The 25,038-nt window shown below is 69.9% G+C and carries 25 protein-coding genes; 12 read left to right on the forward strand and 13 right to left on the reverse strand.

The features are described 5' to 3' along the window. Positions 1-10 precede the first annotated feature (10 nt). From atpA to OG524_RS25340, 5 genes are all read left to right on the forward strand, one after another. The gene (atpA, locus tag OG524_RS25320; protein WP_329207311.1) at positions 11-1,582 is read left to right on the forward strand and encodes a F0F1 ATP synthase subunit alpha; all 1,572 of its coding nucleotides are present in this window, start codon (positions 11-13) and stop codon (positions 1,580-1,582) included. Between the two features lie 3 nt (positions 1,583-1,585). After that, positions 1,586-2,503, forward strand: a complete 918-nt coding sequence (locus tag OG524_RS25325; RefSeq protein ID WP_405388577.1) for a F0F1 ATP synthase subunit gamma — start codon at positions 1,586-1,588, stop codon at positions 2,501-2,503. Beyond that, the gene (gene atpD, locus OG524_RS25330; protein ID WP_356423832.1) at positions 2,503-3,945 is read left to right on the forward strand and encodes a F0F1 ATP synthase subunit beta; all 1,443 of its coding nucleotides are present in this window, start codon (positions 2,503-2,505) and stop codon (positions 3,943-3,945) included. Before OG524_RS25325 ends, atpD begins: the two co-directional genes overlap by 1 nt. Positions 3,946-4,054: 109 nt before the next feature. Beyond that, positions 4,055-4,429 (forward strand): F0F1 ATP synthase subunit epsilon, encoded by a 375-nt coding sequence (locus OG524_RS25335; protein WP_405388576.1) that lies wholly within the window; start codon positions 4,055-4,057, stop codon positions 4,427-4,429. 127 nt (positions 4,430-4,556) lie between these two features. Continuing rightward, positions 4,557-5,003 (forward strand): DUF2550 domain-containing protein, encoded by a 447-nt coding sequence (locus OG524_RS25340; RefSeq protein ID WP_405388575.1) that lies wholly within the window; start codon positions 4,557-4,559, stop codon positions 5,001-5,003. A 90-nt stretch (positions 5,004-5,093) separates the two neighbouring features. Here the strand turns inward: OG524_RS25340 and OG524_RS25345 are convergent, their stop codons facing one another. The 3 genes from OG524_RS25345 to OG524_RS25355 all read right to left on the reverse strand — a co-directional run bounded on the left by OG524_RS25345 (position 5,094) and on the right by OG524_RS25355 (position 8,977). Continuing rightward, positions 5,094-6,974 (reverse strand): glycosyl hydrolase family 18 protein, encoded by a 1,881-nt coding sequence (locus OG524_RS25345; protein WP_405811722.1) that lies wholly within the window; start codon positions 6,972-6,974, stop codon positions 5,094-5,096. 171 nt (positions 6,975-7,145) lie between these two features. Then, on the reverse strand, positions 7,146-7,787 hold the full coding sequence (locus OG524_RS25350) for a response regulator (protein ID WP_405388573.1): 642 nt from the start codon (positions 7,785-7,787) through the stop codon (positions 7,146-7,148). Further along, positions 7,784-8,977 carry a sensor histidine kinase gene (locus OG524_RS25355; RefSeq protein WP_405811723.1) on the reverse strand — a complete coding sequence of 398 codons (1,194 nt, stop codon included), beginning with the start codon at positions 8,975-8,977 and terminating at the stop codon, positions 7,784-7,786. Before OG524_RS25355 ends, OG524_RS25350 begins: the two co-directional genes overlap by 4 nt. Positions 8,978-9,128: 151 nt before the next feature. Between OG524_RS25355 and OG524_RS25360 the strand changes: the two genes are divergently transcribed. Next, the gene (locus OG524_RS25360; protein WP_405811724.1) at positions 9,129-9,695 is read left to right on the forward strand and encodes a hypothetical protein; all 567 of its coding nucleotides are present in this window, start codon (positions 9,129-9,131) and stop codon (positions 9,693-9,695) included. A gap of 28 nt (positions 9,696-9,723) precedes the next feature. Here the strand turns inward: OG524_RS25360 and OG524_RS25365 are convergent, their stop codons facing one another. Genes OG524_RS25365 through OG524_RS25375 form a run of 3 tightly spaced genes read right to left on the reverse strand, consistent with a single transcriptional unit; the run spans position 9,724 to position 11,850 of the window. Beyond that, the gene (locus OG524_RS25365; RefSeq protein ID WP_405388570.1) at positions 9,724-10,296 is read right to left on the reverse strand and encodes a cob(I)yrinic acid a,c-diamide adenosyltransferase; all 573 of its coding nucleotides are present in this window, start codon (positions 10,294-10,296) and stop codon (positions 9,724-9,726) included. Positions 10,297-10,309: 13 nt separating this feature from the next. Next, a complete protein-coding gene (locus OG524_RS25370) occupies positions 10,310-11,059 on the reverse strand; it encodes an ABC transporter permease (protein ID WP_405388569.1) in 750 nt (249 codons plus the stop codon). An 8-nt stretch (positions 11,060-11,067) separates the two neighbouring features. After that, a complete protein-coding gene (locus OG524_RS25375) occupies positions 11,068-11,850 on the reverse strand; it encodes an ABC transporter ATP-binding protein (RefSeq protein WP_405388568.1) in 783 nt (260 codons plus the stop codon). Between the two features lie 84 nt (positions 11,851-11,934). Here OG524_RS25375 and OG524_RS25380 point away from each other — a divergent pair, with 84 nt between their 5' ends. The 4 genes from OG524_RS25380 to OG524_RS25395 all read left to right on the forward strand — a co-directional run bounded on the left by OG524_RS25380 (position 11,935) and on the right by OG524_RS25395 (position 16,817). After that, positions 11,935-12,576, forward strand: a complete 642-nt coding sequence (locus OG524_RS25380) for a TetR/AcrR family transcriptional regulator (protein WP_405388567.1) — start codon at positions 11,935-11,937, stop codon at positions 12,574-12,576. 131 nt (positions 12,577-12,707) lie between these two features. Beyond that, positions 12,708-13,556 carry a 3-hydroxyacyl-CoA dehydrogenase family protein gene (locus tag OG524_RS25385; protein WP_405388566.1) on the forward strand — a complete coding sequence of 283 codons (849 nt, stop codon included), beginning with the start codon at positions 12,708-12,710 and terminating at the stop codon, positions 13,554-13,556. A gap of 244 nt (positions 13,557-13,800) precedes the next feature. Further along, positions 13,801-14,124: an STAS domain-containing protein gene (locus tag OG524_RS25390; protein WP_073745281.1), complete on the forward strand. Its 324-nt coding sequence runs from the start codon at positions 13,801-13,803 to the stop codon at positions 14,122-14,124. A gap of 215 nt (positions 14,125-14,339) precedes the next feature. Beyond that, positions 14,340-16,817 carry an ATP-binding protein gene (locus OG524_RS25395; RefSeq protein WP_405811725.1) on the forward strand — a complete coding sequence of 826 codons (2,478 nt, stop codon included), beginning with the start codon at positions 14,340-14,342 and terminating at the stop codon, positions 16,815-16,817. Positions 16,818-17,008: 191 nt separating this feature from the next. Here OG524_RS25395 and nucS read toward each other — a convergent pair whose 3' ends face one another. Next, a complete protein-coding gene (gene nucS / locus OG524_RS25400) occupies positions 17,009-17,680 on the reverse strand; it encodes an endonuclease NucS (protein WP_405388564.1) in 672 nt (223 codons plus the stop codon). A 262-nt stretch (positions 17,681-17,942) separates the two neighbouring features. On the opposite strand from nucS, the gene OG524_RS25405 reads away from it, so the two are divergent. After that, a complete protein-coding gene (locus tag OG524_RS25405) occupies positions 17,943-18,335 on the forward strand; it encodes an SCO5389 family protein (RefSeq protein ID WP_030916014.1) in 393 nt (130 codons plus the stop codon). Between the two features lie 96 nt (positions 18,336-18,431). On the opposite strand, the gene OG524_RS25410 is transcribed toward OG524_RS25405, so the two are convergent. Next, the gene (locus OG524_RS25410) at positions 18,432-19,463 is read right to left on the reverse strand and encodes an LLM class flavin-dependent oxidoreductase (protein WP_405388563.1); all 1,032 of its coding nucleotides are present in this window, start codon (positions 19,461-19,463) and stop codon (positions 18,432-18,434) included. A gap of 210 nt (positions 19,464-19,673) precedes the next feature. Between OG524_RS25410 and OG524_RS25415 the strand changes: the two genes are divergently transcribed. After that, entirely contained in the window at positions 19,674-20,003 is a 330-nt protein-coding gene (locus tag OG524_RS25415; RefSeq protein WP_405388562.1) for an ATP/GTP-binding protein, read from the forward strand. Between the two features lies 1 nt (position 20,004). Here OG524_RS25415 and OG524_RS25420 read toward each other — a convergent pair whose 3' ends face one another. The 5 genes from OG524_RS25420 to OG524_RS25440 all read right to left on the reverse strand — a co-directional run bounded on the left by OG524_RS25420 (position 20,005) and on the right by OG524_RS25440 (position 25,021). Then, on the reverse strand, positions 20,005-20,880 hold the full coding sequence (locus OG524_RS25420) for an ABC transporter permease subunit (protein ID WP_405388561.1): 876 nt from the start codon (positions 20,878-20,880) through the stop codon (positions 20,005-20,007). Beyond that, positions 20,877-22,046 carry an ABC transporter ATP-binding protein gene (locus OG524_RS25425; RefSeq protein ID WP_405388560.1) on the reverse strand — a complete coding sequence of 390 codons (1,170 nt, stop codon included), beginning with the start codon at positions 22,044-22,046 and terminating at the stop codon, positions 20,877-20,879. Before OG524_RS25425 ends, OG524_RS25420 begins: the two co-directional genes overlap by 4 nt. Positions 22,047-22,203: 157 nt before the next feature. Next, positions 22,204-22,983 carry an ABC transporter permease gene (locus tag OG524_RS25430; RefSeq protein ID WP_405388559.1) on the reverse strand — a complete coding sequence of 260 codons (780 nt, stop codon included), beginning with the start codon at positions 22,981-22,983 and terminating at the stop codon, positions 22,204-22,206. A 5-nt stretch (positions 22,984-22,988) separates the two neighbouring features. Further along, positions 22,989-23,996 carry an ABC transporter ATP-binding protein gene (locus tag OG524_RS25435; RefSeq protein WP_405811726.1) on the reverse strand — a complete coding sequence of 336 codons (1,008 nt, stop codon included), beginning with the start codon at positions 23,994-23,996 and terminating at the stop codon, positions 22,989-22,991. 86 nt (positions 23,997-24,082) lie between these two features. Then, the gene (locus tag OG524_RS25440; RefSeq protein WP_384499880.1) at positions 24,083-25,021 is read right to left on the reverse strand and encodes a cellulose-binding protein; all 939 of its coding nucleotides are present in this window, start codon (positions 25,019-25,021) and stop codon (positions 24,083-24,085) included. Between the last annotated feature and the right edge of the window lie 17 nt (positions 25,022-25,038).

Raw genomic sequence — 25,038 nt, forward strand, 5'->3', positions numbered from 1 at the left:
GGGAACCCAGATGGCGGAGCTCACGATCCGGCCGGAGGAGATCCGGGACGCACTGGAGAACTTTGTCCAGTCGTACCAGCCGGACGCGGCCTCGCGCGAGGAGGTCGGTACGGTCAGCGTTGCCGGCGACGGCATCGCGAAGGTGGAGGGCCTGCCCTCCGCCATGGCGAACGAGCTGCTGAAGTTCGAGGACGGCACCCTCGGTCTCGCCCTCAACCTCGAGGAGCGCGAGATCGGTGCGATCGTCCTCGGCGAGTTCAGCGGAATCGAGGAGGGCCAGCCGGTGCAGCGCACCGGTGAGGTGCTCTCCGTCGGCGTCGGCGAGGGTTACCTCGGCCGCGTCGTCGACCCGCTCGGCAACCCGATCGACGGTCTCGGCGAGATCGCGACCGAAGGCCGTCGCGCCCTCGAACTGCAGGCCCCTGGCGTCATGGTCCGCAAGTCGGTGCACGAGCCGATGCAGACCGGCTACAAGGCCGTCGACGCCATGGTGCCGATCGGCCGAGGCCAGCGTCAGCTGATCATCGGCGACCGTCAGACGGGTAAGACCGCTCTGGCCGTCGACACGATCATCAACCAGCGCGACAACTGGCGCTCGGGCGACGTGAACAAGCAGGTGCGCTGCATCTACGTCGCCATCGGTCAGAAGGGCTCCACCATCGCCTCCGTGCGAGGTGCCCTGGAAGAGGCCGGCGCGCTCGAGTACACGACCATCGTCGCCGCCCCGGCGTCCGACCCGGCCGGCTTCAAGTACCTGGCGCCGTACACCGGTTCGGCCATCGGCCAGCACTGGATGTACGACGGCAAGCACGTCCTGATCATCTTCGACGACCTTTCGAAGCAGGCCGACGCCTACCGCGCCGTGTCGCTTCTGCTGCGCCGTCCGCCGGGCCGCGAGGCCTACCCGGGCGACGTCTTCTACCTGCACTCGCGTCTGCTGGAGCGCTGCGCCAAGCTCTCCGACGACATGGGCGCCGGTTCGATGACGGGCCTCCCGATCGTCGAGACCAAGGCGAACGACGTGTCGGCGTTCATTCCGACCAACGTCATCTCCATCACCGACGGCCAGTGCTTCCTGGAGTCCGACCTGTTCAACGCGGGTCAGCGTCCGGCACTCAACGTCGGTATCTCGGTCTCCCGAGTCGGTGGCTCCGCCCAGCACAAGGCCATGAAGCAGGTCTCCGGCCGTCTGCGCGTGGACCTCGCCCAGTACCGCGAGCTGGAGGCGTTCGCCGCCTTCGGTTCCGACCTGGACGCGGCCTCCAAGGCTTCGCTGGAGCGCGGTAAGCGCATGGTCGAGCTGCTGAAGCAGCCCCAGTACGCCCCGTTCCCGATGGAGGAGCAGGTCGTCTCCGTCTGGGCCGGCACCACGGGCAAGATGGACGACGTCCCGGTCGAGGACATCCGCCGCTTCGAGGGCGAGCTGCTGGAGTACCTGCGCCGTGAGCGCAAGGACCTCCTGACCAGCATCGCCGAGGGCGGCAAGATGTCCGACGACACGCTGCAGTCGATCGCCGACGCGATCGCCGCCTTCAAGCAGCAGTTCGAGACCTCGGACGGCAAGCTCCTGGGCGAGGGCTGATCGATGGGCGCTCAGCTTCGCGTTTACAAGCGCCGCATCCAAGCCGTCACCGCGACCAAGAAGATCACCAAGGCGATGGAGATGATCGCCGCCTCGCGCATCGTCAAGGCGCAGCGCAAGGTGACGGCGTCGATGCCGTACGCGACCGAGCTCACCCGCGCGGTGACCGCGGTGGCGACCGGCTCCAACACCAAGCACCCGCTCACCACCGAGGCCGACGCCCCGGTGCGTGCCGCGGTCCTGCTCCTCACGAGTGACCGCGGGCTCGCCGGCGGCTACTCCTCCAACGCCATCAAGGCCGCGGAGCGGCTGCGGGAGCGGCTGGCGGCCGAGGGCAAGGAGGTCGACACGTACATCGTCGGCCGTAAGGGTGTCGCCTACTACGGGTTCCGTGAGCGCAAGGTCGCGGAGTCGTGGACCGGCTTCACCGACAGCCCGGAGTACGCGGACGCCAAGAAGATCGCCGCGCCCCTGATCGAGTCCATCCAGAAGGACACGGCCGAGGGTGGCGTCGACGAACTGCACATCGTTTACACCGAGTTCGTGTCGATGATGACGCAGAACGCGGTCGACGGCCGGATGCTGCCGCTCTCCCTCGACGAGGTCGAGGAGGAGGACGGTGCGAAGGGCGAGATCCTTCCGCTGTTCGACTTCGAGCCGTCGGCCGAGGACGTCCTTGACGCCCTTCTGCCGCGCTACGTCGAGAGCCGCATCTACAACGCACTGCTGCAGGCTGCCGCTTCCGAGCACGCCGCCCGCCGCCGCGCGATGAAGTCGGCGACCGACAACGCCGGGGATCTGATCAAGAGTCTCTCCCGGCTTGCCAACGCGGCCCGCCAGGCCGAAATCACCCAGGAAATCAGCGAGATCGTCGGCGGTGCAGGTGCGCTGGCCGACGCGTCCGCGGGGAGTGACAAGTAATGACGACGACAGTTGAGACGGCCGCTGCCACGGGCCGCGTCGCCCGGGTCATCGGCCCGGTCGTCGACGTGGAGTTCCCCGTCGACGCGATGCCGGAGATCTACAACGCCCTGCACGTCGAGGTCGACGACCCGGCCGAGGCCGGCGCTCGTAAGACGCTGACCCTCGAAGTCGCCCAGCACCTGGGTGACGGCGTGGTCCGCGCGATCTCGATGCAGCCCACCGACGGTCTGGTCCGCCAGGCCCCGGTGACCGACACCGGCAAGGGCATCATGGTGCCGGTCGGTGACATCACCAAGGGCAAGGTGTTCAACACCCTCGGTCAGATCCTGAACGAGCCGGAGGCCGAAGCTCAGATCACCGAGCGCTGGCCGATCCACCGCAAGGCCCCGGCCTTCGACCAGCTCGAGTCCAAGACCGAGATGTTCGAGACCGGCCTGAAGGTCGTCGACCTGCTGACCCCGTACGTCAAGGGCGGCAAGATCGGTCTGTTCGGTGGTGCGGGCGTCGGCAAGACGGTCCTCATCCAGGAAATGATCATGCGTGTGGCGAAGCTGCACGACGGTGTGTCGGTGTTCGCCGGTGTCGGCGAGCGCACCCGTGAGGGCAACGACCTCATCGACGAGATGACCGACTCGGGCGTCCTGGAGAAGACCGCGCTGGTCTTCGGCCAGATGGACGAGCCGCCGGGCACCCGTCTCCGGGTCGCGCTGTCCGCCCTGACCATGGCGGAGTACTTCCGCGATGTGCAGAAGCAGGACGTGCTGCTCTTCATCGACAACATCTTCCGCTTCACGCAGGCCGGTTCCGAGGTCTCCACGCTGCTCGGCCGCATGCCGTCCGCAGTGGGTTACCAGCCGACCCTGGCCGACGAGATGGGTGTGCTCCAGGAGCGCATCACCTCGACGCGTGGTCACTCGATCACCTCGATGCAGGCGATCTACGTCCCCGCGGACGACCTGACCGACCCGGCCCCGGCCACCACGTTCGCCCACCTCGACGCGACGACGGTTCTCTCCCGTCCGATCTCCGAGAAGGGCATCTACCCGGCCGTGGACCCGCTGGACTCCACGTCCCGCATCCTGGACCCGCGCTACATCGCGCAGGACCACTACGACACGGCCAGCCGCGTCAAGGGGATCCTGCAGAAGTACAAGGACCTCCAGGACATCATCGCGATCCTCGGTATCGACGAGCTGGGCGAGGAGGACAAGCTCGTTGTCCACCGTGCCCGTCGCGTCGAGCGCTTCCTGTCGCAGAACACCCACGCCGCCAAGCAGTTCACCGGCCTGGACGGTTCGGACGTTCCGCTCGACGAGTCGATCGCCGCGTTCAACTCGATCTGCGACGGTGAGTACGACCACTTCCCCGAGCAGGCGTTCTTCATGTGCGGTGGCATCGAGGACCTCAAGGCCAACGCCAAGGAGCTCGGCGTCTCCTGAGCCTCCGGCTCACCGAGGGGGGTGGGCGTGTCCCGCCCCCCTCACCACGCCCCGTAGAATTGACCCAACACCCGGCATGACCGCCGGGTGGTGACCCGAGGAGCCACCCTTGGCTGCTGAGCTGCATGTCGAGCTGGTCGCCGCGGACCGCAGTGTCTGGTCCGGCGAGGCCACCCTCGTTGTCGCACGTACCACGTCCGGCGACATCGGCGTCATGCCCGGTCACCAGCCGCTTCTGGGTGTGCTGGAATCGGGCCCGGTGACGATCCGTACGAGCGACGGCGGGACTGTTGTCGCCGCCGTGCACGGCGGTTTCATCTCCTTCGCGGACGACAAGCTCTCGCTGCTCGCGGAGATTGCCGAACTCGCGGACGAGATCGACGTCCAGCGCGCCGAGCGTGCGCTGGAGCGTGCGAAGTCGGACACGGACGCCGCCGCCGAGCGGCGTGCGGACGTGCGACTGCGTGCGGTGGCGGTGCACTAGCGCACCCCACGATGTGTTTTTTACTCAGCCGCGGCCCGTTCTGGAATTATCCAGACCGTGTCGCGGCTGAGGCGATGCAGGTGCGGTTCGGTATCCGTTACTCGACGATGCGAGGAGGTCGGTGGAGATGGTCCTCGCTTTGTGGGTCGGCGGTCTGGTCGTCGTACTGGTCGCGGTGGGTCTGTTCGTCTTCGGTCTGCGCAGGCGGCTGATCCAGCGCTCCGGCGGAACCTTCGACTGCAGCCTGCGCTGGGACGTGTCCGAGGAGCCCGATCCGTCCGGCAAGGGCTGGGTGTACGGGGTCGCCCGCTACAGCGGTGACCGCGTCGACTGGTTCCGGGTCTTCTCCTACGCGCCCCGTCCGCGCCGGGGCCTGGAGCGGTCCGCCATCGAGGTGGTCGCGCGTCGGCTGCCCGAGGGCGAGGAGGAGCTCGCGCTCCTGTCCGATTCTGTCGTGCTCGGATGTCTCCACCAGGGGACGCGTCTGGAGCTGGCGATGAGCGAGGACGCCCTGACCGGCTTCCTCGCCTGGCTGGAGGCGGCTCCGCCCGGCCAGAGGGTGAACGTGGCCTGAGGGCCCGAAGGCACGGGAAAACCGGGGAGACAGGGGGCGTACCCGTCTCCCCGGCGCTTTTTCCGGGGCCGTGCGCTACAGCGTGGGGATCTAGTTGAGTCCGCTGTCCATCGCGCTCACGAGCTCACCGTTCGCGGTGTCGCCGCTGAACTCCCAGAAGAACGCCCCGCCCAGGCCCTGGCTGTTCGCCCAGGCCATCTTGGACGTGATCGTCGCCGGGGTGTCGTAGCTCCACCAGTTGGTGCCGCAGTGGGCGTACGCGGTGCCGGCGATCGTGCCGGTGGCCGGGCAGCTGTTCTTGAGGACCTTGTAGTCCTCGATGCCCGCCTCGTACGTGCCCGGGGCCGCCCCGGTCGCCGTGCCGCCCGGTGCCGCCTGGGTGACGCCGGTCCAGCCGCGGCCGTAGAAGCCGATGCCGAGCAGCAGCTTCGAGGCGGGGACGCCCTTGGCCTTCAGCTTGGCGATGGCGGCGGCGCTGTTGAAGCCCTCCTGCGGGATGCCGCTGTACGAGTTCAGCGGGGAGTGCGGGGCCGTCGGACCCTTGGCCTCCCAGGCGCCGAAGAAGTCGTACGTCATCACGTTGTACCAGTCGAAGTGCGCCGCGGCGCCCGCGTAGTCCGCGGCGTCGATCTTGCCGCCCTCCGAGCCGTCCGCGGTGATCGCTGCGGTGACCAGGTTGTTCGAGCCGAACTTGGTACGCAGCGCCGAGGAGAGGTTCTTCAGCGCGGCGGGGCCGCTGGTGTCACAGGTGAGACCGCAGGCGTTCGGGTACTCCCAGTCGATGTCGATGCCGTCGAAGACATCGGCCCAGCGGGGGTCCTCGACCAGGTCGTAGCAGGACTGGGCGAACGCGGCCGGGTTCTGCGCCGCGGCGCCGAAGCCGCCGGACCAGGTCCAGCCGCCGAACGACCAGATGACCTTGATGTGCGGGTACTTCGCCTTGAGCTTGCGCAGCTGGTTGAAGTTGCCGCGCAGCGGCTGGTCCCAGGTGTCGGCGACGCCGTCGACCGCCTGGTCGGCGGTGTAGGCCTTGTCGTAGTCGGCGTAGGCGTCACCGATGGTGCACTTGCCGCCCTGGACGTTGCCGAACGCGTAGTTGATGTGCGTGATCTTGGCCGCGGAACCGGACGTCACCAGGTTCTTGACGTGGTAGTTGCGGCCGTAGACGCCCCACTCGGTGAAGTAGCCGAGGTTGACCTTCTCGCCGGGCCCGGGGCCCGGGTCGGTGGTGCCGGTGGTGCGGACGGCTACGGAGGAGCTGACCGGACCGGTCTGGTCGGCGGTGTCACGCGCCTGCACCGTGTAGGAGTAGTCGGTGCCCTTGGTGAGACCGGTGTCGGTGTACGTCGTCGTGGTGACCGTGGCGACCTTGGCACCGTCCCGCAGGACGTCGTAGTTCTTGATGCCGTTGTCGTCGGTGGCGGCGGTCCAGGTGAGCTTCGCCGACGTGTCGGTGGTGTTGCTCGCGGTGGGGGTGCCGGGCTTGGACGGGGCGTTGTCGCCGGGGACGCTGCCGCCGTCACAGGAGGCGCCGTTCAGCTTGCAGCCGGTGGGGGAGCCGGTGCCGGTGCCGTTGAAGCCGAAGCTGACGCTCGCTCCGGGGGCGACGGTGCCGTTCCAGCCGAGGTTCTTGGCGGTCCAGTGGGTTCCGGAACTGGTGACGGTGGCGTCCCAGGCGGAGCCGACCGCGGTACCGGAGGGGAAGTCCCACTCGATGGCCCAGGAGGACAGGGCGGTGGTTCCGGTGTTCTTGACCGTCCACTGCCCCTCGAAGCCGCTGCCCCAGTCGGACTTCTTGACGTAGGTGGCGGTCGCCGACGTGGCGGCCTCGGCGGGGGAGGCCAGGCCGACCATCGCGGCGAGCGGCAGGAGCAGCGCGGTGAGGCCCGCGACCGCCTTGGATCTGGTGGATCCGCCTGCTCCGAGTCTCCATCTGAGTCCGGATCGGCGTAGGGGGGTTTCAGTGCTCAACGGTGCTCCTCGGGTGAGGTCCGACAAACGGGGGTGGTCCGTGGACTGCAACCCTGCGTCGCCCTGAGCGCGCTTTGTCATGGCGTACTCACCGCAGCGTGCGTGCTCGGTGAGATTAGGAAGGTCTGGACCAATCGTCAAGAGGTCCAGACCAAAGAACCTGAACCGGCCTCAGAGCCCCAACTCCTGAGCGAGCACCGCCGCTTGGACCCGGCTGCGCAGCTCCAGCTTCCCCAGTAGCCTGCTGACGTGCGTCTTCACCGTCGCCTCCGCCATCGACAGCCGGCCGGCGATCTCCGCATTCGACAGCCCCTCGCCGAGACAGCCCAGGACCTCGCGCTCCCGCCGCGTCAGCGCGTCCAGCACCGCCGGATCAGCCGTGCGCACCGGGGCGGCCCCGGCGAACTCAGCGATCAGCCGGCGCGTCACCGCAGGGGCGATCATGCCCTCGCCGCGCGCCACCGTACGTACCGCCTCCAGCAGATCGTGCGCGTCGGTGTGCTTCAGCAGGAAGCCCGCCGCACCCGCGCGCAGCGCCCCGAAGACGTACTCGTCCAGATCGAACGTCGTCAGCACCAGCACGTCCGCCAGCCCTTCCGTCACGACCTGCTTCGTCGCCGACACCCCGTCGAGCCGCGGCATCTGCACGTCCATCAGCACCAGGTCGGGGCGCAGTTCGCGCGCCAGGCGGACGGCGGCCTCACCGTCCTCCGCCTCACCCACGACCTCGATGTCCGGTGCGCTGCGCAGGATCAGCACCAGGCCCGCGCGCACGGCCGACTGGTCCTCCGCGACCAGTACCCGGATCGTCATCTCCCCAGGGTCCCTTCCTCGACGGGCAGTTCAGCCCGTACCAGCCAGCTCGTCGTCCCGTCGTCCCCCGGCACCGGGCCCGCCCCGATCGTCCCGCCGAGCAGCGCCACCCGCTCCCGCATCCCCACGAGCCCGGCCCCCGAACCGGGGGCGCGCGGGCCCGGCCGGTCGCCGACCACGCTGCTCACCTCCACCGTCAGCAGATTCCCCGACCGCCCCAGCCGGACCGTCACCGGCCCCGGCGCGGCATGCTTCAGCGCGTTCGTCAGGGACTCCTGGACGATGCGGTACGCCGCCAGCTCCACCGGCGCGGGCAGTGGCCCGCTGCCCGCGCGGCTGTCCGTCAGCGTCACGGTCAGCCCGCTCGACGCGGAGTTCGCACCCGCCTGCCCGACGAGGGCGTCCAGGGACGCGAGGGTCGGCGCCGCGCTCGGGGTGCGCCCTCCGCCGTCCCGCAGCAGCCCGATCAGCCGCCGCATCTCGGCCAGCCCGTCGACACTGTTCCGCCGGATCACCCTGAGCGCCTCCCGGGAGGTGTCCGGGTCGTCGATGGAGAGCGCCGCGGTGGAGTGGATCGCGATCGCGGAGAGGTGGTTGGCGACCATGTCGTGCAGCTCCCGGGCCATCCGGGACCGCTCCGCGGTCACGGCCTGGACCCGGTCCATCTCGGCCAGCAGCGCGGTCTGGTCGGCCCGCAGCCGGGCCGCGACGGCCGCGTCCCGGTGGTTGCGCACACTGACACCGGTCAGCGCGGGCCCGAAGGAGACCATGCCGACGACGATCCCGATGAGTACGGCGTCCGCCGACGGCATCCAGACGACGAAGCCGACCGTCGTAGCCACCGTGACGAGCAGCGTGATCACCGGGATGCGGCGCGCGGCGCCGGGCGGCCCGTAGAGCACGGCGGCGTACACGAGGTCGGTGAACATCAGCAGGGTCGCCAGGCTGCCCACGGTGAACTGGTCGGCCACCAGCGCGACCGTGCCCACGGCCAGGGCGGTGCGCGGTGCGCTGCGCCGCAGCAGTTCCAGCGCGGACATCACCACGAGCGGCAGCAGGGACACCCAGGGGCTGTCGAAGAGCCGGCCGTTCTGGATGTGGATGCCGACCAGCCAGAGGATCACACCACCGGCCAGCCCGGCGGCCGAGAGCAGTACGTCGGCACGATGCGGGCGCGCAAGGGAGAACACCCTGCCATCCAACACGGCGGAATCCCGGCGGACGTCCGTACGACGGGTGAGGCGCGGCTACATCGAAGGATGCAGTCACGATTCCTCACTGCCGACGACGATCCGGCACCCCACGGACGGGAGCCTGGAAGGGACCGGAAGGAGAAGTGCCGTGATCGTCACACTGATCGTGCTCTGCGAGGCCGGCTTCTGGGTCCTGCTCGCCGCCGGACTCGGACTCCGGTACATCGCGAGGAAGCCGCGGCTGGGTGCCGCCGTGCTGCTGTGCGAGCCGCTGCTGGAGATCGTCCTGCTGGTGGTGACGGCCATCGACCTGAAGAACGGCGCCGAGCCGGACTGGAAGCACGGCCTGGCCGCCGTCTACATCGGATTCACCGTGGGACTCGGACACTCCACCGTCAAGTGGGTGGACGCCAGGGTCGCCCACCGCTTCGCGGGCGGACCGGCCCCGGTGAAGCCCCCGAAGTACGGGATGGCCCGGGCCGCCCACGAGTGGCGCACCGCGGCACGCTGGACTGTGGCCGCGGTGATGGCGACGGCCCTGCTCCAGCTGGCGATCTGGTACGTGGGCGGCGACGGGGACATCGGGTCGCTGCGGATGTGGCAGCAGAAGATGCTCTGGGTGATCGGGATCAACGTGGTCATCGCCGGGAGCTACACGCTGTTCCCCAAGGCGGAACCGGACAACCCGGCGAAGCGGGTGAAGGCGGACCGCTGATCGCCCGGGTGCCGTCCGGCGAGCGGGATCAGCGCTCGCCGCCCGGCACCCACAACACGTCCCCGATCTCCTTGTTCGCCGTCCTGGCGAGGATGAACAGGAGGTCGGAGAGGCGGTTGAGGTAGGTCGCCGTCAGCGCGTTCATCACGTCCCCGTGCACCTCCAGCGCCGCCCAGGTGGACCGCTCGGCCCGCCGCACCACCGTGCAGGCCTGGTGCAGCAGCGCCGCCCCCGGCGTACCGCCCGGAAGGATGAAGCTGCGCAGCTTCTCCAGGTCCTCCAGGAAGGTGTCGCAGTCCGCCTCCAGCTTGTCGACGTAGGACTGCTCGACCCGCAGCGGCGGGTACTCCGGGTTCTCGACCACCGGGGTGCACAGGTCCGCGCCCACGTCGAACAGGTCGTTCTGCACCCGGACGAGGACCTTCACGACAGCCTCGGGGAGACTCCCCAGCGCGACGGCCGTACCGATGGCGGCGTTGGCCTCGTTGGCGTCGGCGTACGCCGAGATCCGCAGATCGGTCTTGGCGGTCCGGCTCATGTCTCCGAGGGCGGTGGTGCCCTGGTCGCCGGTGCGGGTGTAGATGCGCGTCAGATTGACCATGCGGCCAGCCTAGTTACGCTCCGGCCCTGCGGAAGACCCGTGTGCCGACCGTCACGGCCAGGAGGGCGAAGCCGAGCGACACCAGTACCCCGTACAGCATGTGGGCCGTGGCGTACGAGCCCACGTACGCGTCCCGCACCGCGTCCACCAGATACCGGAACGGTGTGAAGTGCGACAGCACGTCCAGCCACACCGGGCCCAGTGTCATCGGCAGCATCAGCCCGGAGAGCAGCATGGCCGGCATCGTGAGTGAGTTGATCACGGGCCCGAACTCCTGAGGCGTGCGCACCTTCATGGCCAGGGCGTACGACAGTGAGGCCAGCGAGACGGTCAGCAGGCCGACGAACGCGAATCCGATCAGCACCCCCGGCAGCGGTGCGCGCAGGCCCATGGCCAGAGCGGCGAGGACGAGCAGCACCGCCTGGAACATGAACAGCAGGGCATCCCGCAGGACCCGTCCCATGAGCAGCGCCAGGCGGCTGACCGGTGTCACCCGCATCCGCTCCACCACCCCCGTCGACTTCTCGATGATGATCGAGAAACCGGCGAACGAGGCTCCGAAGAGGCCCAGTTGAAGGAGCAGGCCGGGCACGAGGATCTGCCAGGAATCACCGGCCTGGCCGAGTGGAAGGCCCGTGAGGAGGGGGCCGAAGAAGAGCAGGTACAGCAGCGGCATCAGGATGCCGAAGAGGATCTGGAAGCGGGAGCGCAGAGTCTGCCGGGCGTACCGACCGAAGATCAGTGCGGTGTCGTGGAGAAGCATCAGAGGTCCTAGACGGAGACGGGAGCGGCATCGGCGGAGACGGGGGCCCGTCCGGTGATCGCGAGGAAGGCGTCCTGGAGTGACGCGCCGGACGAGCCCGCGAACCTCTCCTTCAGGGCGGCCGGTGTGCCCTCGGCGACCACCAGGCCGCCGTCGATGACGACCAGGCGGTCCGCGAGCGCGTCCGCCTCGTCGAGGTAGTGGGTGGTGAGCACGACGGTTGTGCCGAAGTCGTTCCGCAGCCGGCGCACCAGATCCCACAGGTCGGCGCGGCCGGCGGGGTCCAGGCCGGTCGTCGGCTCGTCGAGGAAGAGGACGGCAGGGCGGTGGGTGAGGCCCATCGCGATGTCGAGTCGCCGGCGCTGGCCGCCGGAGAGCGCGGCCGTTCTGCGGTCGAGCAGCTCGCCGAGGCCGAGGTCCTCGGCCAGTTCGGCGGCCCGTGCGACGGCGTCGGCCTTGCTCAGCCGGTACAGCCGCCCTTGGGTGACCAGCTCCTCCCGCACGGTGATGTGCGGGTCCACGCCGCCCGACTGGGCGACGTAACCGCACTTCTCGCGCACACCCGCCGGATCCCCGATGAGGTCGCAGCCGACGACGGTGGCCGCCCCGCCGGTAGGGGCGAGCAGCGTGGTGAGCATGCGCAGCATGGTGGTCTTGCCCGCGCCGTTGGGGCCGAGGAGCCCGACGATCTCGCCGGTTCCGACCGTCAGGTCGACGGAACGTACGGCCTCCACCGGGCCGGCCTTGGTGTCGAAGGTCCGGGCGAGCCCGGCCGTGCTGATGATTGGCATAGTGACCACAAAAACAGAGTCAGTGAAAAATTGCAATGACACCAAATTTTCAGCCACCCCGAGGAGGAGGCCTACGATGGGCGCATGGCTGAGGGACTCAGGGAACGCAAGAAGCGCCAGGCCAAGCAGCACATCTCGGACCTCGCGACCGGGCTGTTCCTCAAGCACGGCTTCGTGACGGTGACGGTCGCCGAGATCGCCGATCTGGCCGACGTCTCCGTGAACACCGTCTACAACTACTTCCCGGCCAAGGAGGACCTCTTCCTCGACCGGATGAAGGGCGTCACGCAGCGCGTCGCCCGTTTCGTCCGAGCCCGCGACAAGGGCGAGTCGGCGGCCGAAGCGGTCCTGCGGGAACTGCGGGCCGCCGTCGTCGCCGTATCGCCGGAGCTCGGGTTGATGGACGGCTTCGCCGATTTCATGAGGGTCATCGAGGGTGCGCCCACGCTCAAGGCCCGCCTCTGGTATCTCCAGCAGGAGGTCCTCGATGCCGTGGTCGAGACCCTCCGCGAAGAGACGGGCGCCGGGCCCGAGGACACGATGCCGCTGCTCGTCGGCGGCCAGATCGCCTGGATCGAGGGCGCTGTCGTCGGCTACATCAGCAAGGAGATGCTGGCCGGCCGCAAGGCCGTGGACGTTTCCCGGGACGCGCTCGCCGTGCTCGACGACATCGAGGGGCTGCTCGGCGCGGGCGTACTCAACTACGCGCGGCGCGCCGCCGCATGACCTCCGGCGGTGTGATGTCCGTCATGTGAGACGTGACGCGCATCTCTTCGCAGCCCCAGCGCCCCTCACGGGGACTAATCTCCGCCGGAGAGCATGTGGAAGAACCGTTGAGAATGCATAGGGGTGCCAACGTGGCCAGGAAGCTCGCCGTCATCGGCGCCGGACTCATGGGGTCCGGAATCGCGCAGGTCTCCGCCCAGGCGGGCTGGGACGTCGTGCTGCGTGACGTCACGGACGAGGCCCTGACCCGCGGCCGTGACGGCATCAGGGCCAGCTACGACAGGTTCGTCTCCAAGGGCAAGCTGGACGCGTCCGACGCCGAGGCCGCGCTCGCCCGCATCACCACGACCACCGACCTCGACGCCGTGGCCGACGCCGACGTCGTCGTGGAAGCCGTCTTCGAGAAGCTCGAGGTCAAGCACGAGATCTTCCGGACGCTCGACAAGGTCGTACGGGAGGACGCCGTCCTCGCCTCCAACACCTCCGCCATCCCGATCACCAAGATCGCGGCCGTGACGGAGCACCCGGAGCGCGTCGTCGGTGTGCACTTCTTCTCGCCCGTCCCGATGATGCAGCTCTGCGAACTGGTGCGCGGCTACAAGACCAGCGACGAAACCCTCGCCACCGCACGGGAGTTCGCCGAGTCCGTCGGCAAGACCTGCATCGTCGTCAACCGCGACGTCGCGGGCTTCGTCACCACCCGGCTGATCTCGGCGCTCGTCGTCGAGGCGGCCAAACTGTACGAGTCGGGCGTCGCCTCGGCCGAGGACATCGACACCGCCTGCAAGCTGGGCTTCGGCCACGCCATGGGCCCCCTCGCCACGGCGGACCTGACCGGCGTCGACATCCTGCTGCACGCCACGGGCAACATCTACACCGAGTCGCAGGACGAGAAGTTCGCCGCTCCCGAGCTGATGCGCCGGATGGTCGATGCAGGTGACATCGGCCGTAAGAGCGGGCAGGGCTTCTACACCTACTGATCGTTCCCGGTGTCCCGGGCGCCCGGCCGCCGTCGGCCAGGTGCCCGGTAGCCGGAGGTCCGACGCCGTCAGGCGCCCCGGACCAGCGGTTCCGGCGAACCTCTATCACCCCTCAGGGTGAATTCGGTATCGGTTCGCTCACAGCCGGCAACTTCCCTGCCGCCGCGGCAGTCAGTGGTGGCAGAGACAGAAGAGATCCAGACAGACGACCGACCTTGCTACGGGGTACTTCCGGGGAGCGCATATGCACATCAGGGGCGACCACGCCGAGCTGGTCGTCGGGGGCCGCCTCGACGTCCGAAGCGCGGCGGACGCCCGTACGGTTCTGCATTCGGCCGTCGACGACGGAGCCGGCGACCTCGTGCTGAACCTGACCGAGCTGGATTCGTGGGACGCGACGGGACTCGGCGTCATCATGGGCGCGCACCGCAGAGCCGGCCGGGCCGGCCGGCGGCTCGTGCTGCGCGGTGTGCCGCCGCAGATGCAGCGCCTGCTGGTGGCCACGCGGCTGCACCGCATTCTGGCCATCGAGGGCGGAATCGCCGCAGACTCGCTGCCGCGCGTATAAGGACGACCGACCGGCGGTTCACGCACAATCCTCACGAGACCGTGACGTCCGGGGCGGCACGGCCCCCCGGCGGTTCGTAGATACTGTGCGAAGGTTTAGGGTTCGGCCGTCTGCCGAATGCCGGACCCACCGGGCGGACACCGGACCGGAAACGACAGCGGGGCGTGCGAGGCCGGGAGGGCAACCGTGCGCTACGCGTCTGGGGGACTTTGACGATGGACCCGACCAACCACCGGGGACCGGAAGAGTACGACCGCTCCGGTGAGGACACCGGGCGGAGACGGCAGTCCCGTGATCCCCTGACACCCGAATTCGGGCACCAGGCACCGCACCAGTTCCGCACGGTGCAGCTGATATCGGGCGACTTCCTGCTCACCGTGAATCCGGTGGACGGCAGCGAGATCGAGCCCTGCCGCCCCGGGGAGCAGCCCGCCACGCCGGTACGGCACACCGCGGCCCAGCGCACCGAGCGCGAGCGTGCCACCGCGCCCCCCGTGCCTCCCGTGCCTCCCGGACCGCGGCTGCCCATCCTGGAGCGCCAGGAGGAGCGCGAGCGGCTGGTACGGCTGCTGGCCCGGGGCCGCTCCGTGCGGCTCACCGGCCCTGCGGGCTCCGGCCGCACGGCCCTGCTGAACGCCGTCGGCGACGACTGCGCGGACCTGGCGCCCGACGGTGTCGTACGGCTCTCCGGATACAAGCGGACCACCACGGACCTGCTGTACGGGCTCTTCGAGGCCGTCTACCGGTCGCCGCTGCACCGTCCCGACCGCGAAGGGCTGCTGGCACTCGTCCACAGCATCGGCGCGGTCGTCGTCCTGGACGACCTGGAGCTCGGCGGTACCGCGCTCCAGGAACTCCTCGACGCGACACCCGAGTGCGCCTTCCTGTTCGGCACGACCCCCGACGTGGCGGCGCCCACCGCCGACTCGAACCTCGAAGAGGTCTTCCTCGCCGGTCTCGGCCGCAGCGCCTCGATCGAGCTGCTGGAACGCGTCGTGGAGCGCACCCTCACGGACGAGGAGGCGAACTGGGCGGGCGACCTCTGGTTCGAGTCCGAGGGGCTGCCGCTGCGCTTCGTCCATGCGGGCGCGCTGCTGCGCCAGCGTGACCGGCTGCGCACCGACCCGGAGGCCTTCGACGGCTACGACGACGAGGCGGCCGACGCCCCCTTCGGCAGGCCCGAACCCGTGGACGTACCCCTGCCCAGCCTCGGCGAAGGGGCGGCTCCCGCCGCGCTGCTCGCCTCCCGGCTGAGCGAGGCCGCCCGCGACACCCTGCGCTTCGCCGTCGCGCTGGGCGGCGAACTGCCGCACCAGGCGCACCTGCCGGCGCTCGTGGGGGACACCCACGCCGATGCCGCGCTGGGCGAGCTGTTCCTGTGCGGCCTGCTCTCCCCCGCCGGCCCCCGCTACCGGCTGGCCGCCGGTGTCCTGGCCCAGCTGGAGGCGAGCGGATACGGCGCGGACGCGGACGTGCGCGCCCGTACCGCCGCGCAGCACTACGCCTGGTGGTCGGGTCACCCCTCGGTCACCCCCGAGCGGGCGGTCGCCGAGGCGGACGCCGTCCTCGCGTCGATGGCGCCCCTCGTCCCGGGCGACCAGACGGGCCAGACCAGTGCGGCCGTCCTGCTGGCCCGCAGCGCCGCCCCCGCCTTCGCCGCGGGCATGCAGTGGGGAGCCTGGGAGAAGGTCCTCAGGATCGGCCAGGAGGCCGCCAGGATCGCCGGTGAGGTGGCGGAAGAGGCCTACTTCCACCACGAGTTGGGCGTCCTCGCCCTGTGCACGGGAAATCTGGACCGGGCCAGGGCCGAGCTGGAGGCCTCCGTCGGCATGCGCGGCGCGCTCGCCGACAAGGCGGGGGCAGTCGCCGGCCGCAGGGCGCTCGCCCTCGTCGCGGACCGCTCCGGCGAACCGTCGGCCATCGGCCGTCCCCCGTCCGGCGACGAGCCGCCGACGGGACGTCACGAGGATTCGGCCATGCCGCCCGCGGGTGTACCCGCGGCCATGCCGCTGTTCCCCCGGCATGCCGAGGAGCCGACCACTCTGATCTCCCGTCAGGGCCCGCCTGCCGCCGCGAAGGGTGCCGGTGCCCTCGGCGGCCGTACGGCCGTGCTGCGGGGCGCCAGGCGCAACCTGGTCGCCGTGGGCGCGGGCGCGCTGCTGGCCGCGGTGCTCGGCACCGTGGTGACGCTCGGCGCGACCTCGGGCAGTGAGGACCCGGAGGGCCGGAACGTCACGACGGAACAGCCGGCGAACGAGGACGACAGCGAGAACGGCCTCACCGCGGACGAGCCGACCGACGACCCGGCCACCGGCGGGGGCACGTCCGACGGGTCCGGGTCTCCCGGCCCGACCGGTACCGCCACCCCGTCCACGAGCGGCACCCCGTCCCCGGGGACCACGGGCCCCGGCACGAGCCCGGGAACGGGCACCTCGTCGAGCGGCAGCCCCAGTGACTCGCCGACGCAGGGCAGCCCCTCGGCGACCAAGAAGCCGACGAAGCCGCAGACCACTCCGCCGACCGAGTCCGAGACGCCGAGCGAGACGCCCACCGACTCCGAGTCCCCCACGGCCACCCCGTCGGAATCGGAGACGGGCACGGCTCCGTCCATGTCCGACTCCGCGAGCGGCCCGGGAGAGCCCGTCACCGCATCGGCCACGGAGGACGGCCCCGGTTCGCCGACGACGGCCTGAGAACCGAGAAGCCGTACGGAGCCCGGCTTCCGGGCCCGTACGGCTGCTCGGCCCGGAAGCCCGGCCCGGAGACGTCCGACACCACACAGGTGGTCCGAAGCACGAAACGCCCCGGCCGGCCCGGATCCGGGCCGGCCGAGGCGTTTCCCATGTCCGCGGCGCCCCGCGGAGTCCCGCGCGACGGCCCCGGGTCAGAACAGCCGCAGCTTGTCGTCCTCGATGCCCCGCATCGCGTTGTAGTCCAGGACCAGGCAGCCGATCCCACGGTCCGTCGCCAGCACCCGCGCCTGCGGCTTGATCTCCTGGGCCGCGAACACACCCCTGACCGGCGCCAGATGAGGATCCCGGTTGAGCAGCTCCAGATAGCGGGTCAGCTGCTCCACACCGTCGATGTCACCCCGCCGCTTCAGCTCCACGGCCACGGTCCTCCCGTCCGCGTCCCGGCACAGGATGTCGACCGGGCCGATCGCGGTGGGGTACTCGCGGCGGATCAGCGTGTAGCCCTCGCCGATCGTCTCGATGCGGTCGGCGAGCAGCTCCTGGAGGTGCGCCTCCACACCGTCCTTGATGAGCCCCGGATCGACACCCAGCTCATGGGACGAGTCGTGGAGGATCTCCTCCATCGTGATGATGAGTTTCTCGCCCGCTTTGTTCACCACGGTCCAGACGCCCTCGCTGTCGTCGGCGCCCTCCTTCAGGGTGCACGGCGGGGACATCCAGTTGAGAGGTTTGTACGCCCGGTCGTCGGCGTGGATCGAGACGCTGCCGTCCGCCTTCACCAGGATCAGACGGGGGGCGGAGGGCAGGTGGGCAGTGAGCCGGCCCGCGTAGTCGACGGAGCAACGGGCGATGACGAGACGCATGGTCGGCAACGCTACTCGACGACCCGCGTTCCACGCGATTCCCGGCCCCGGCACCCCGGACCCCCTTGACGGGCGCATTTCTGGCTTGCCCCTCTTTGTAACCGTTCGTTATTGGCCGGTTGTGTTCCCAATCTCCTGGTGCGGCCCGGACTGCACCCTTACCGTGGAAGCAGGAGGTCGCCGTCTGTGTACGCAGCGTCGCCGTCCTCCTTCCCTGCCCGTAAGGCCCCGGCCACCTGTCGGGGTCGCGAGAGGAGAACCCATGTCGCTCGACGTCTCACCGGCCCTGTTGGAACAGGCCGAGCGAGGCGAGGTCGACGAAGCCGACTTCGTCGACTGCGTCCGGACCTCCCTGCCCTTCGCATGGGAGATGATCAGCTCGCTGGTGGCTCAGCTGAAGGTCGACGGCGGAGAGTTCGCCGACAACCAGACGCCGCCGCCGGACGAGCAGGCACGTGGTCAGCTGTTGCGTGCGCTCGCGAGTGATGCGATACGCGGCGCGCTGCAGCGGCATTTCGGGGTGCGTCTCGCATTCCAGAACTGCCACCGCGTCGCGGTGTTCCCGCTGGACGCCTCGGTCGACGAGCGACTGGCCCGATTCACCTCGGTGAGGGGCCAGTTGCTCAACCAGTCGCCCGAACTACGGGACTGCTGAGCGCTTCTGCTGCCGCTTCGGGCCGCGGGAGGTGCAACTGGCTCCGGGGCGGCAGCTCCCGTACCACCGCACACCAGGACATCGCGCATGAACAGGTCACTTCAGCAACGGCAGCACATCGGTGCCCAGCCGCTGCACATTCTCCTCCGTAGCCGCGAGATCACCCGACCCCTCCACCAGAAGGGCGAAGCGGGTGATGCCCGTCCGTTCCGCTGTTGCCGCGAGCCGGTCGGCAGCGAGGCCGGGCGGGCCCACCGGATGCAGACCGCAGAGGAACTCCGTGTACGCGACCGGGTCGCGCATCACCCGGTGCCGGCCGTCGACCGTCACATGGGCGCCGAGCCCCTGCCGCAGCCAGCCCGGCATCGCCTTCACGAGCGTCTCCACGGCATCCGCCGGACGGTCCGAGATCTGGGCCACTCCCGCGGACACGTGTTCGTTTCGCTCCACGACTTCCGCCGGCAGGCCCGCCTCCCGGGCGGCCGAGCGCCACAGAGCGACCATGTCGGCCTTCTCCCTGTCGCCGCAATGCATTCCGAGAAGCATCGGCAAACCCTTTTCAGCGGCGAGTTTCACGCTTTTCGCCGAGGTGCACGCGACGATCACCTCGGGCCCGGCGGGGCCGTCGCCGAGCAGTTCGTCGGCCCGGGGCACCACCGCCACCTCACGGAAGGCGTAGCGCTCCCCGCGGCCCGCGACCCTGGGCTTGCCCAGCCAGTCGAGCAGCAGCTCCAGCGACTCGGGGAAGCTGTTCTCGTACGCCGCGAGGCCTCCTCCGAACACCTCCAGATCCACCCACGGACCACCGCGCCCCACGCCCAGCGAGAAACGGCCTCCGCTGGTGAGGTGCAGCAGCGCCGCCTGCTCGCCGAGCGCCACCGGATGCTGGGTGGGCAGCACGCTCACCGCCGTGCCCACCCGGATCCTGCTCGTGCGGCCGAGCAGCAGCGCGGCCAGTGTCACGGCCGACGGGCACACCCCGTACGGCACGAAATGATGTTCTGCCAGCCAGACCGAATCGAGCCCGGACCGCTCCGCGACCTCGGCGGACCGGACGGCCCGGTGCAGGGCCTCACCCTGCCCCTGGCCGGGAAACTGCGCTGCCAGTACGAACGTTCCTACGCGCATCGCCTGTTGCCTCCTTGCGGCCGACGCGGCTCTCCCCTACCGGCAACAACGTCTGACACGTGCCAAAGGCACGGTCCACGGCGAAGCTGTTGCGATTTTCCGGTAACCCACCCGTCCCTCGGGTGCCCATCCGCCACAGCGCGACACCGGCCCGCGGCCGATGGCTCTACGCTGGACGGAATCTGCCCGTCCCGCCCCGTGAGGTGTCCCGTGTCCCCGCGCCGCAACCGCCCCCGAGGCGGCGAGAGCCCTGCCGGCAACGCACGAGAGGCCGCTGAGCGGTACGGCGGGGGCGGTGACACGGAGAGCTGGCAGGGCGAGGAGTGGTCGGTGCGCCCGGTGAGCGGCGCGAGCGCGGCGGGCAAGCGCTACCGCTGCCCCGGCTGCGACCAGGAGATCCCGTCCGGCGTCCCGCACCTGGTCGCCTGGCCGGAGTTCGGTGGGATCGACGACCGCAGGCACTGGCACAAGGCCTGCTGGAACGCGAAGGACCGCCGCACCACACGGGTGCAGCGGTCCAGGAACGCACCGCGTTACTGAGTCAGACGTCGCGCCGGTCCAGCGAGGCGAAGGCACCCGCCATCGCCACCGCGGTCACCCCGAGGATGACCCACAGCGGTTCCCAGCCGGACGGCCCCGACGTGGTCATCGACGCGTCGTACAGTGCGCCGAGCTGGTTCGGGATCGAGTACTCGAAGAGCGCCTGCTGGAGGCCGGACAGCGACGGCGAGAACATGAACATCGCCAGCACGAGCGGCAGCAGCACCACCGCGATCATGATCGTGATCGCTCCCGCCGAGTGCCGGATGAGCGCCCCGAGCGCGAGCGAGAGCAGCCCGAGCGTGGCGACGTACAGCCCCACACCCACCGTGGAGCGCAGCCAGTCGTCGGCGGTGGGGGTCCCGCCGTCCAGCATGGCCGTCTGCAGGACACCGACGATCCCCGTCGTCACCGTGGTGATCGTGAAGGACAGCAGGAAGAAGACGACGGACTTCGCGACCAGCATGCGCGCCCTGCTCGGGCAGGCCGTCAGCGTCGTACGGATCATCCCGGTGCCGTACTCGGACGCGATGGTCAGCACGCCGAGGGTGATCACACAGATCGAGCCGAGCAGCACACCGAAGAAGCCGAGGCTGAGCACCGGGGTGCCGTCCAGATCGGCGTCCGACGAACTCACCGCGAACGCGGCGAGCAGGCCGACGGCGAGCAGCAGCACGACCATCACGCCGAGCGTCCACATCGTGGAACGCACGGAGCGGATCTTCGTCCACTCGGAGGCGATCGCGTCACCGAGGCCGGGACTGCGCACCGGGATCGGCGAGGAGTACAGACCGCCGCCCTCCCAGCCCTGCGGAGGCTGCTGGTAGGGCGCCTGAGGGGCCTGCGGGAGAGGCGGCGGAGTTGCCGGCGTCGTCATCGGGGGTCCTCGCTGGTCTCGCGCGCGGACGGATCCGCGGGGGCGGCCACGGGGGCCACCGGTACGGCAGGGGCAGGGGCTGCGGGAGCCACCGGTACGGGCGCGGCGGCGTACGGGTTCTGTCCGGGCGGCGGAGGGGCGTACCAGCCCTGCTGCGGCACCTCGGGCGGAGGCTGGTGCGCCGGGGTCCCGTAGCCCGGCTGGGGGCCGTAGCCGGGCGGCGGGAGCTGGAGCTGCGCCTTGGCGTCCGCGGTCGAGCGGTAGTCCACGGCGCCCTGCGTCATCCGCATGTACGCCTCCTCCAGCGACGCCTGGTGCGGCGAGAGCTCCCACAGCCGGACGTCCGACGCATGGGCCAGATCGCTGATCCGGTGGAGCGGCAGCCCGGTCACGCGCAGGGCCCCGTCCGGCTCCGGCATGACCCCGCCACCGGCCTCCGTCAGCGAGGCCGTCAGCTTCTCCCGCTGCTCCGGCCGGTCCGCCGGGATCCGCACCCGGGCGAAGTCCGCGGAGTTCGCGGAGATGAAGTCCTTGACGCTCATGTCGGACAGCAGCTGCCCGCGCCCGATCACGATCAGGTGATCGGCGGTCAGCGCCATCTCGCTCATCAGGTGACTGGACACGAAGACCGTGCGGCCTTCGGAGGCCAGCTGCTTCATCAGATTGCGGACCCAGAGGATGCCCTCGGGGTCGAGCCCGTTGACCGGCTCGTCGAAGAGCAGCACCTGCGGGTCGCCGAGCAGCGCCGCCGCGATGCCGAGCCGCTGACCCATGCCGAGCGAGAAGCCGCTGGAACGCTTCGTCGCGACGTCCTGGAGTCCGACGACGCCGAGGACCTCGTCCACCCGGGCCGCCGGGAGGCCGGCCAGCTGGGCCAGACACAGCAGGTGGTTACGGGCACTGCGCCCGCCGTGCACCGCCTTGGCGTCCAGCAGCGCGCCCACCTGGCGCGGCGCGTTGGGAAGGCTGCGGAAGGCGTGTCCGCCGATCGTCACGTGCCCCGCGGTCGGCCGGTCCAGGCCGAGCATCATGCGCATGGTGGTGGACTTGCCCGACCCGTTGGGGCCGAGGAACCCCGTGACGGTCCCCGGCCGAACCTGGAAGGAAAGGTTGTACACGGCCGTTTTCGCGCCGTAGCGCTTCGTCAGGCCGACTGCCTCGATCATTCTCCAGAGCCCCATCGACTTATCTGTCGTCGGGGCCCAGGCCACCCGGCCGCACGCCCCCGTAAGAGTTAGGAGGATAACCAGCCCGTGCCGGTTCCGGCCAAGCCGCTGCGCGGAGCGCCGGTGCCACCCGTGGGTCCGGAGGGCCGCGCCCGGGTCAGGCGTCCCGCTCCTTCAGGACGAGATAGCCGCCCAGCAGCGCCGCCACCACCCACAGGGCCATGATGCCGAGACCGGCCCACGGCCCGTAGGGTGCCGGATCGCTGTTCATGGCGTCGGGGACCACCTGCATGATCTTCGACCCGGCCTGGTCGGGGAAGTAGCGGGCGACGCTCTTGGCACCCGGGACCGCCGAGAGGATCTGCGAGACCAGGAAGAAGAACGGCATCAGGATGCCGAGCGACAGCATGGAGCTGCGCAGCATCGTGGCCACGCCCATGGAGAAGATCGCGATCAGGCCCATGTAGACGCCGCCGCCGAAGACCGCGCGCAGCACGTTGTCCGCGCCGATGTCCGTACGGTGGTCGCCCAGCAGGGCCTGGCCGAGGAAGAACGTCACGAAGCTGGTGGCCAGCCCGACCAGCAGGGCCAGGCCGCCCGCCACCGCGATCTTGCTGAAGAGGAACGAACCGCGCTGCGGCACCGCGGCGAGCGAGGTGCGGATCATGCCGGAGCTGTACTCCGTCCCCACCACCAGGACGCCGAAGACGACCATGGCCAGCTGGCCCAGGATCATTCCGGAGAAGCCCACGAACGTGGGGTCGAAGGTGGCGCGCTCCGCGTCGGAGAGGTCGTCGAACTGCGCGTTCAGGAGGGCGCTGAGCGCCGCGCCCATCGCGACGGTGACGACGAAGGCCGAGATCAGGGTCCACGTCGTGGACGAGACCGTACGGATCTTGGTCCATTCGGAATTCAGGACCGCGGGTACCGATGCCATCGTCGTCACGCCCCCTTCGTGCCGTCGCCCGGCGTCGTTCCGGCGGTCTGCTGGTCCCACCCGTCGTCCCAGTGCGGCCCCACCGGCGGCGGCTGCGTCCCGTCGCTGTCGGAGTGCGCGTGGTACTCCACGGAACCCGCAGTCATCTGCATGAAGGCCTCCTCCAGCGAGGCCCGCTGCGAGCTGAGCTCGTGCAGCACGATGCCGTGTCCGGCGGCGAACTCACCGAGCTGCTCCGTGGTGGCCGCGTCGATCTCCAGCGTGCCGTTGCCCGCCTCGACCGCGACGATTCCCGCGGAACGCAGGGCGTCGCGCAGCCGCTCCTGCTCGGGGGAGCGCATCCGCACATAACTGCGGGAGTTCTCGTGGATGAAATCGGCCATGGAGGTGTCGGCGAGCAGCTTCCCCTGACCGATCACGATCAAATGATCGGCCGTCAGCGCCATTTCGCTCATCAGATGCGAGGAGACGAAGATCGTCCGGCCTTCGGAGGCCAGCTGCTTCATCAGATTCCGGATCCAGTGGATTCCCTCGGGATCCAGACCGTTGACGGGCTCGTCGAACATCAGGATCTCGGGATCACCGAGCAGCGCCGCCGCGATGCCCAGCCGCTGTCCCATCCCGAGGGAGAACCCCTTGGACTTCTTCCTGGCCACCGCGCTGAGCCCGACCGTGTCGAGCACATGGGAGACCCGGCTCGCCGGAATGCGATTGCTCTGCGCGAGGCAGAGGAGGTTGTTGTACGCGCTGCGCCCGCCGTGCATCGACTTCGCGTCCAGCAGCGCCCCGATGTGCCTGAGCGGCTCCTGTAGCTCGCGGTAGGGCCTGCCGTCGATGCGCACCGAACCGCTGGTCGGGTTGTCGAGGTCGAGCATCATCCGCATGGTGGTGGACTTGCCCGCCCCGTTCGGGCCCAGAAAGCCCGTCACCATTCCCGGTCTGATCCGGCACGACAGATGGTCGACGGCAACCTTGTTGCCGAAGCGCTTGGTGAGGCCGTCGAGCTCGATCATGCGTTCACGCTAGAACGGCCGCGCACCCGGCGCCACCACAAGGGCGGAGCCGGGCGCGCAAGGAGTACAGCTGATGCGGGGACGGGTCAGCGGGTCTGCTGAGCCGGGACCCCACGGGTGGCGGGCTCGTCGTCCACCGGGGAGCCGGCGGCGGCCACCGCGGCACCCGTCAGCGTCGCCAGCATCTCGCGGACGTTGGTCAGCTGGGCGTTGATCGAGTCGCGGCGGTTGGTGAGCGCCGCCAGCTCGCGCTCCGACTCGCTGCGGATCCGGTCGGCCTTGGCGTTCGCGTCGGCCACGATGTCCTCGGCCTGGCGCTGCGCGGTCTCCACCGTCTGACGGGCACGGCGCTCGGCGTCCGTACGAAGCTTCTCCGCCTCCAGGCGGAGCTGCTCGGCACGGTGCTCGATCTCGGCGAGACGCTTCTCGGCCTTCGCCTGACGGGACGCGAGGTCGCGCTCCGACTGCTCACGGCGCTTGGCGAGGTTCGTCTCGAAGTCCGCGGCGGCCTGGGCGGCCTTGGCACGGGTCTCCTCGAAGAGGGCGTCCGCCTCCTCGCGCTTCTGCTGGGCGTCCTTCTGGGCCTCGGTGCGCAGCGTGCCCGCCTCGCCCTTGGCCTTCTCGACGATGCGAACGCCCTCGTCCTCGGCCTTCGCCTTGCGCTCGGAAGCGAACGACTCAGCGTCGTTGCGCACCTGCTGGGCGGCCGACTCGGCCAGCTCGCGGTGCTGCTCGGCCGCGCGACGGGCCTCCTCACGCAGGTCCTTCGCCTCCTCCTCGGCGAGGCGGAGGATCTTCTCGACGCGGGCACCGAGCCCGGCGTACGACGGCTCGGCCTCGTTGACCTGGGCCTGGGCGTTCTGCGTCTCGAGGTGGAGCTCCTCGATCCGCTTCTCCAGAGAGGTGATACGGGCGAGGGCACTATCACGGTCGGCGACGATTTTGTTGATGCGGTCGTCCACCTGACCGCGGTCGTATCCACGTCGCACGAGCTCGAAGCCGAAGGGGGAGGAAGGGTCGCTCATGGGGTTCCTGTCGAATG

Origin of the sequence: Streptomyces sp. NBC_01520, assembly GCF_045040375.1 — a bacterium.
In the GTDB taxonomy this organism is placed as follows: Bacteria; Actinomycetota; Actinomycetes; order Streptomycetales; family Streptomycetaceae; genus Streptomyces.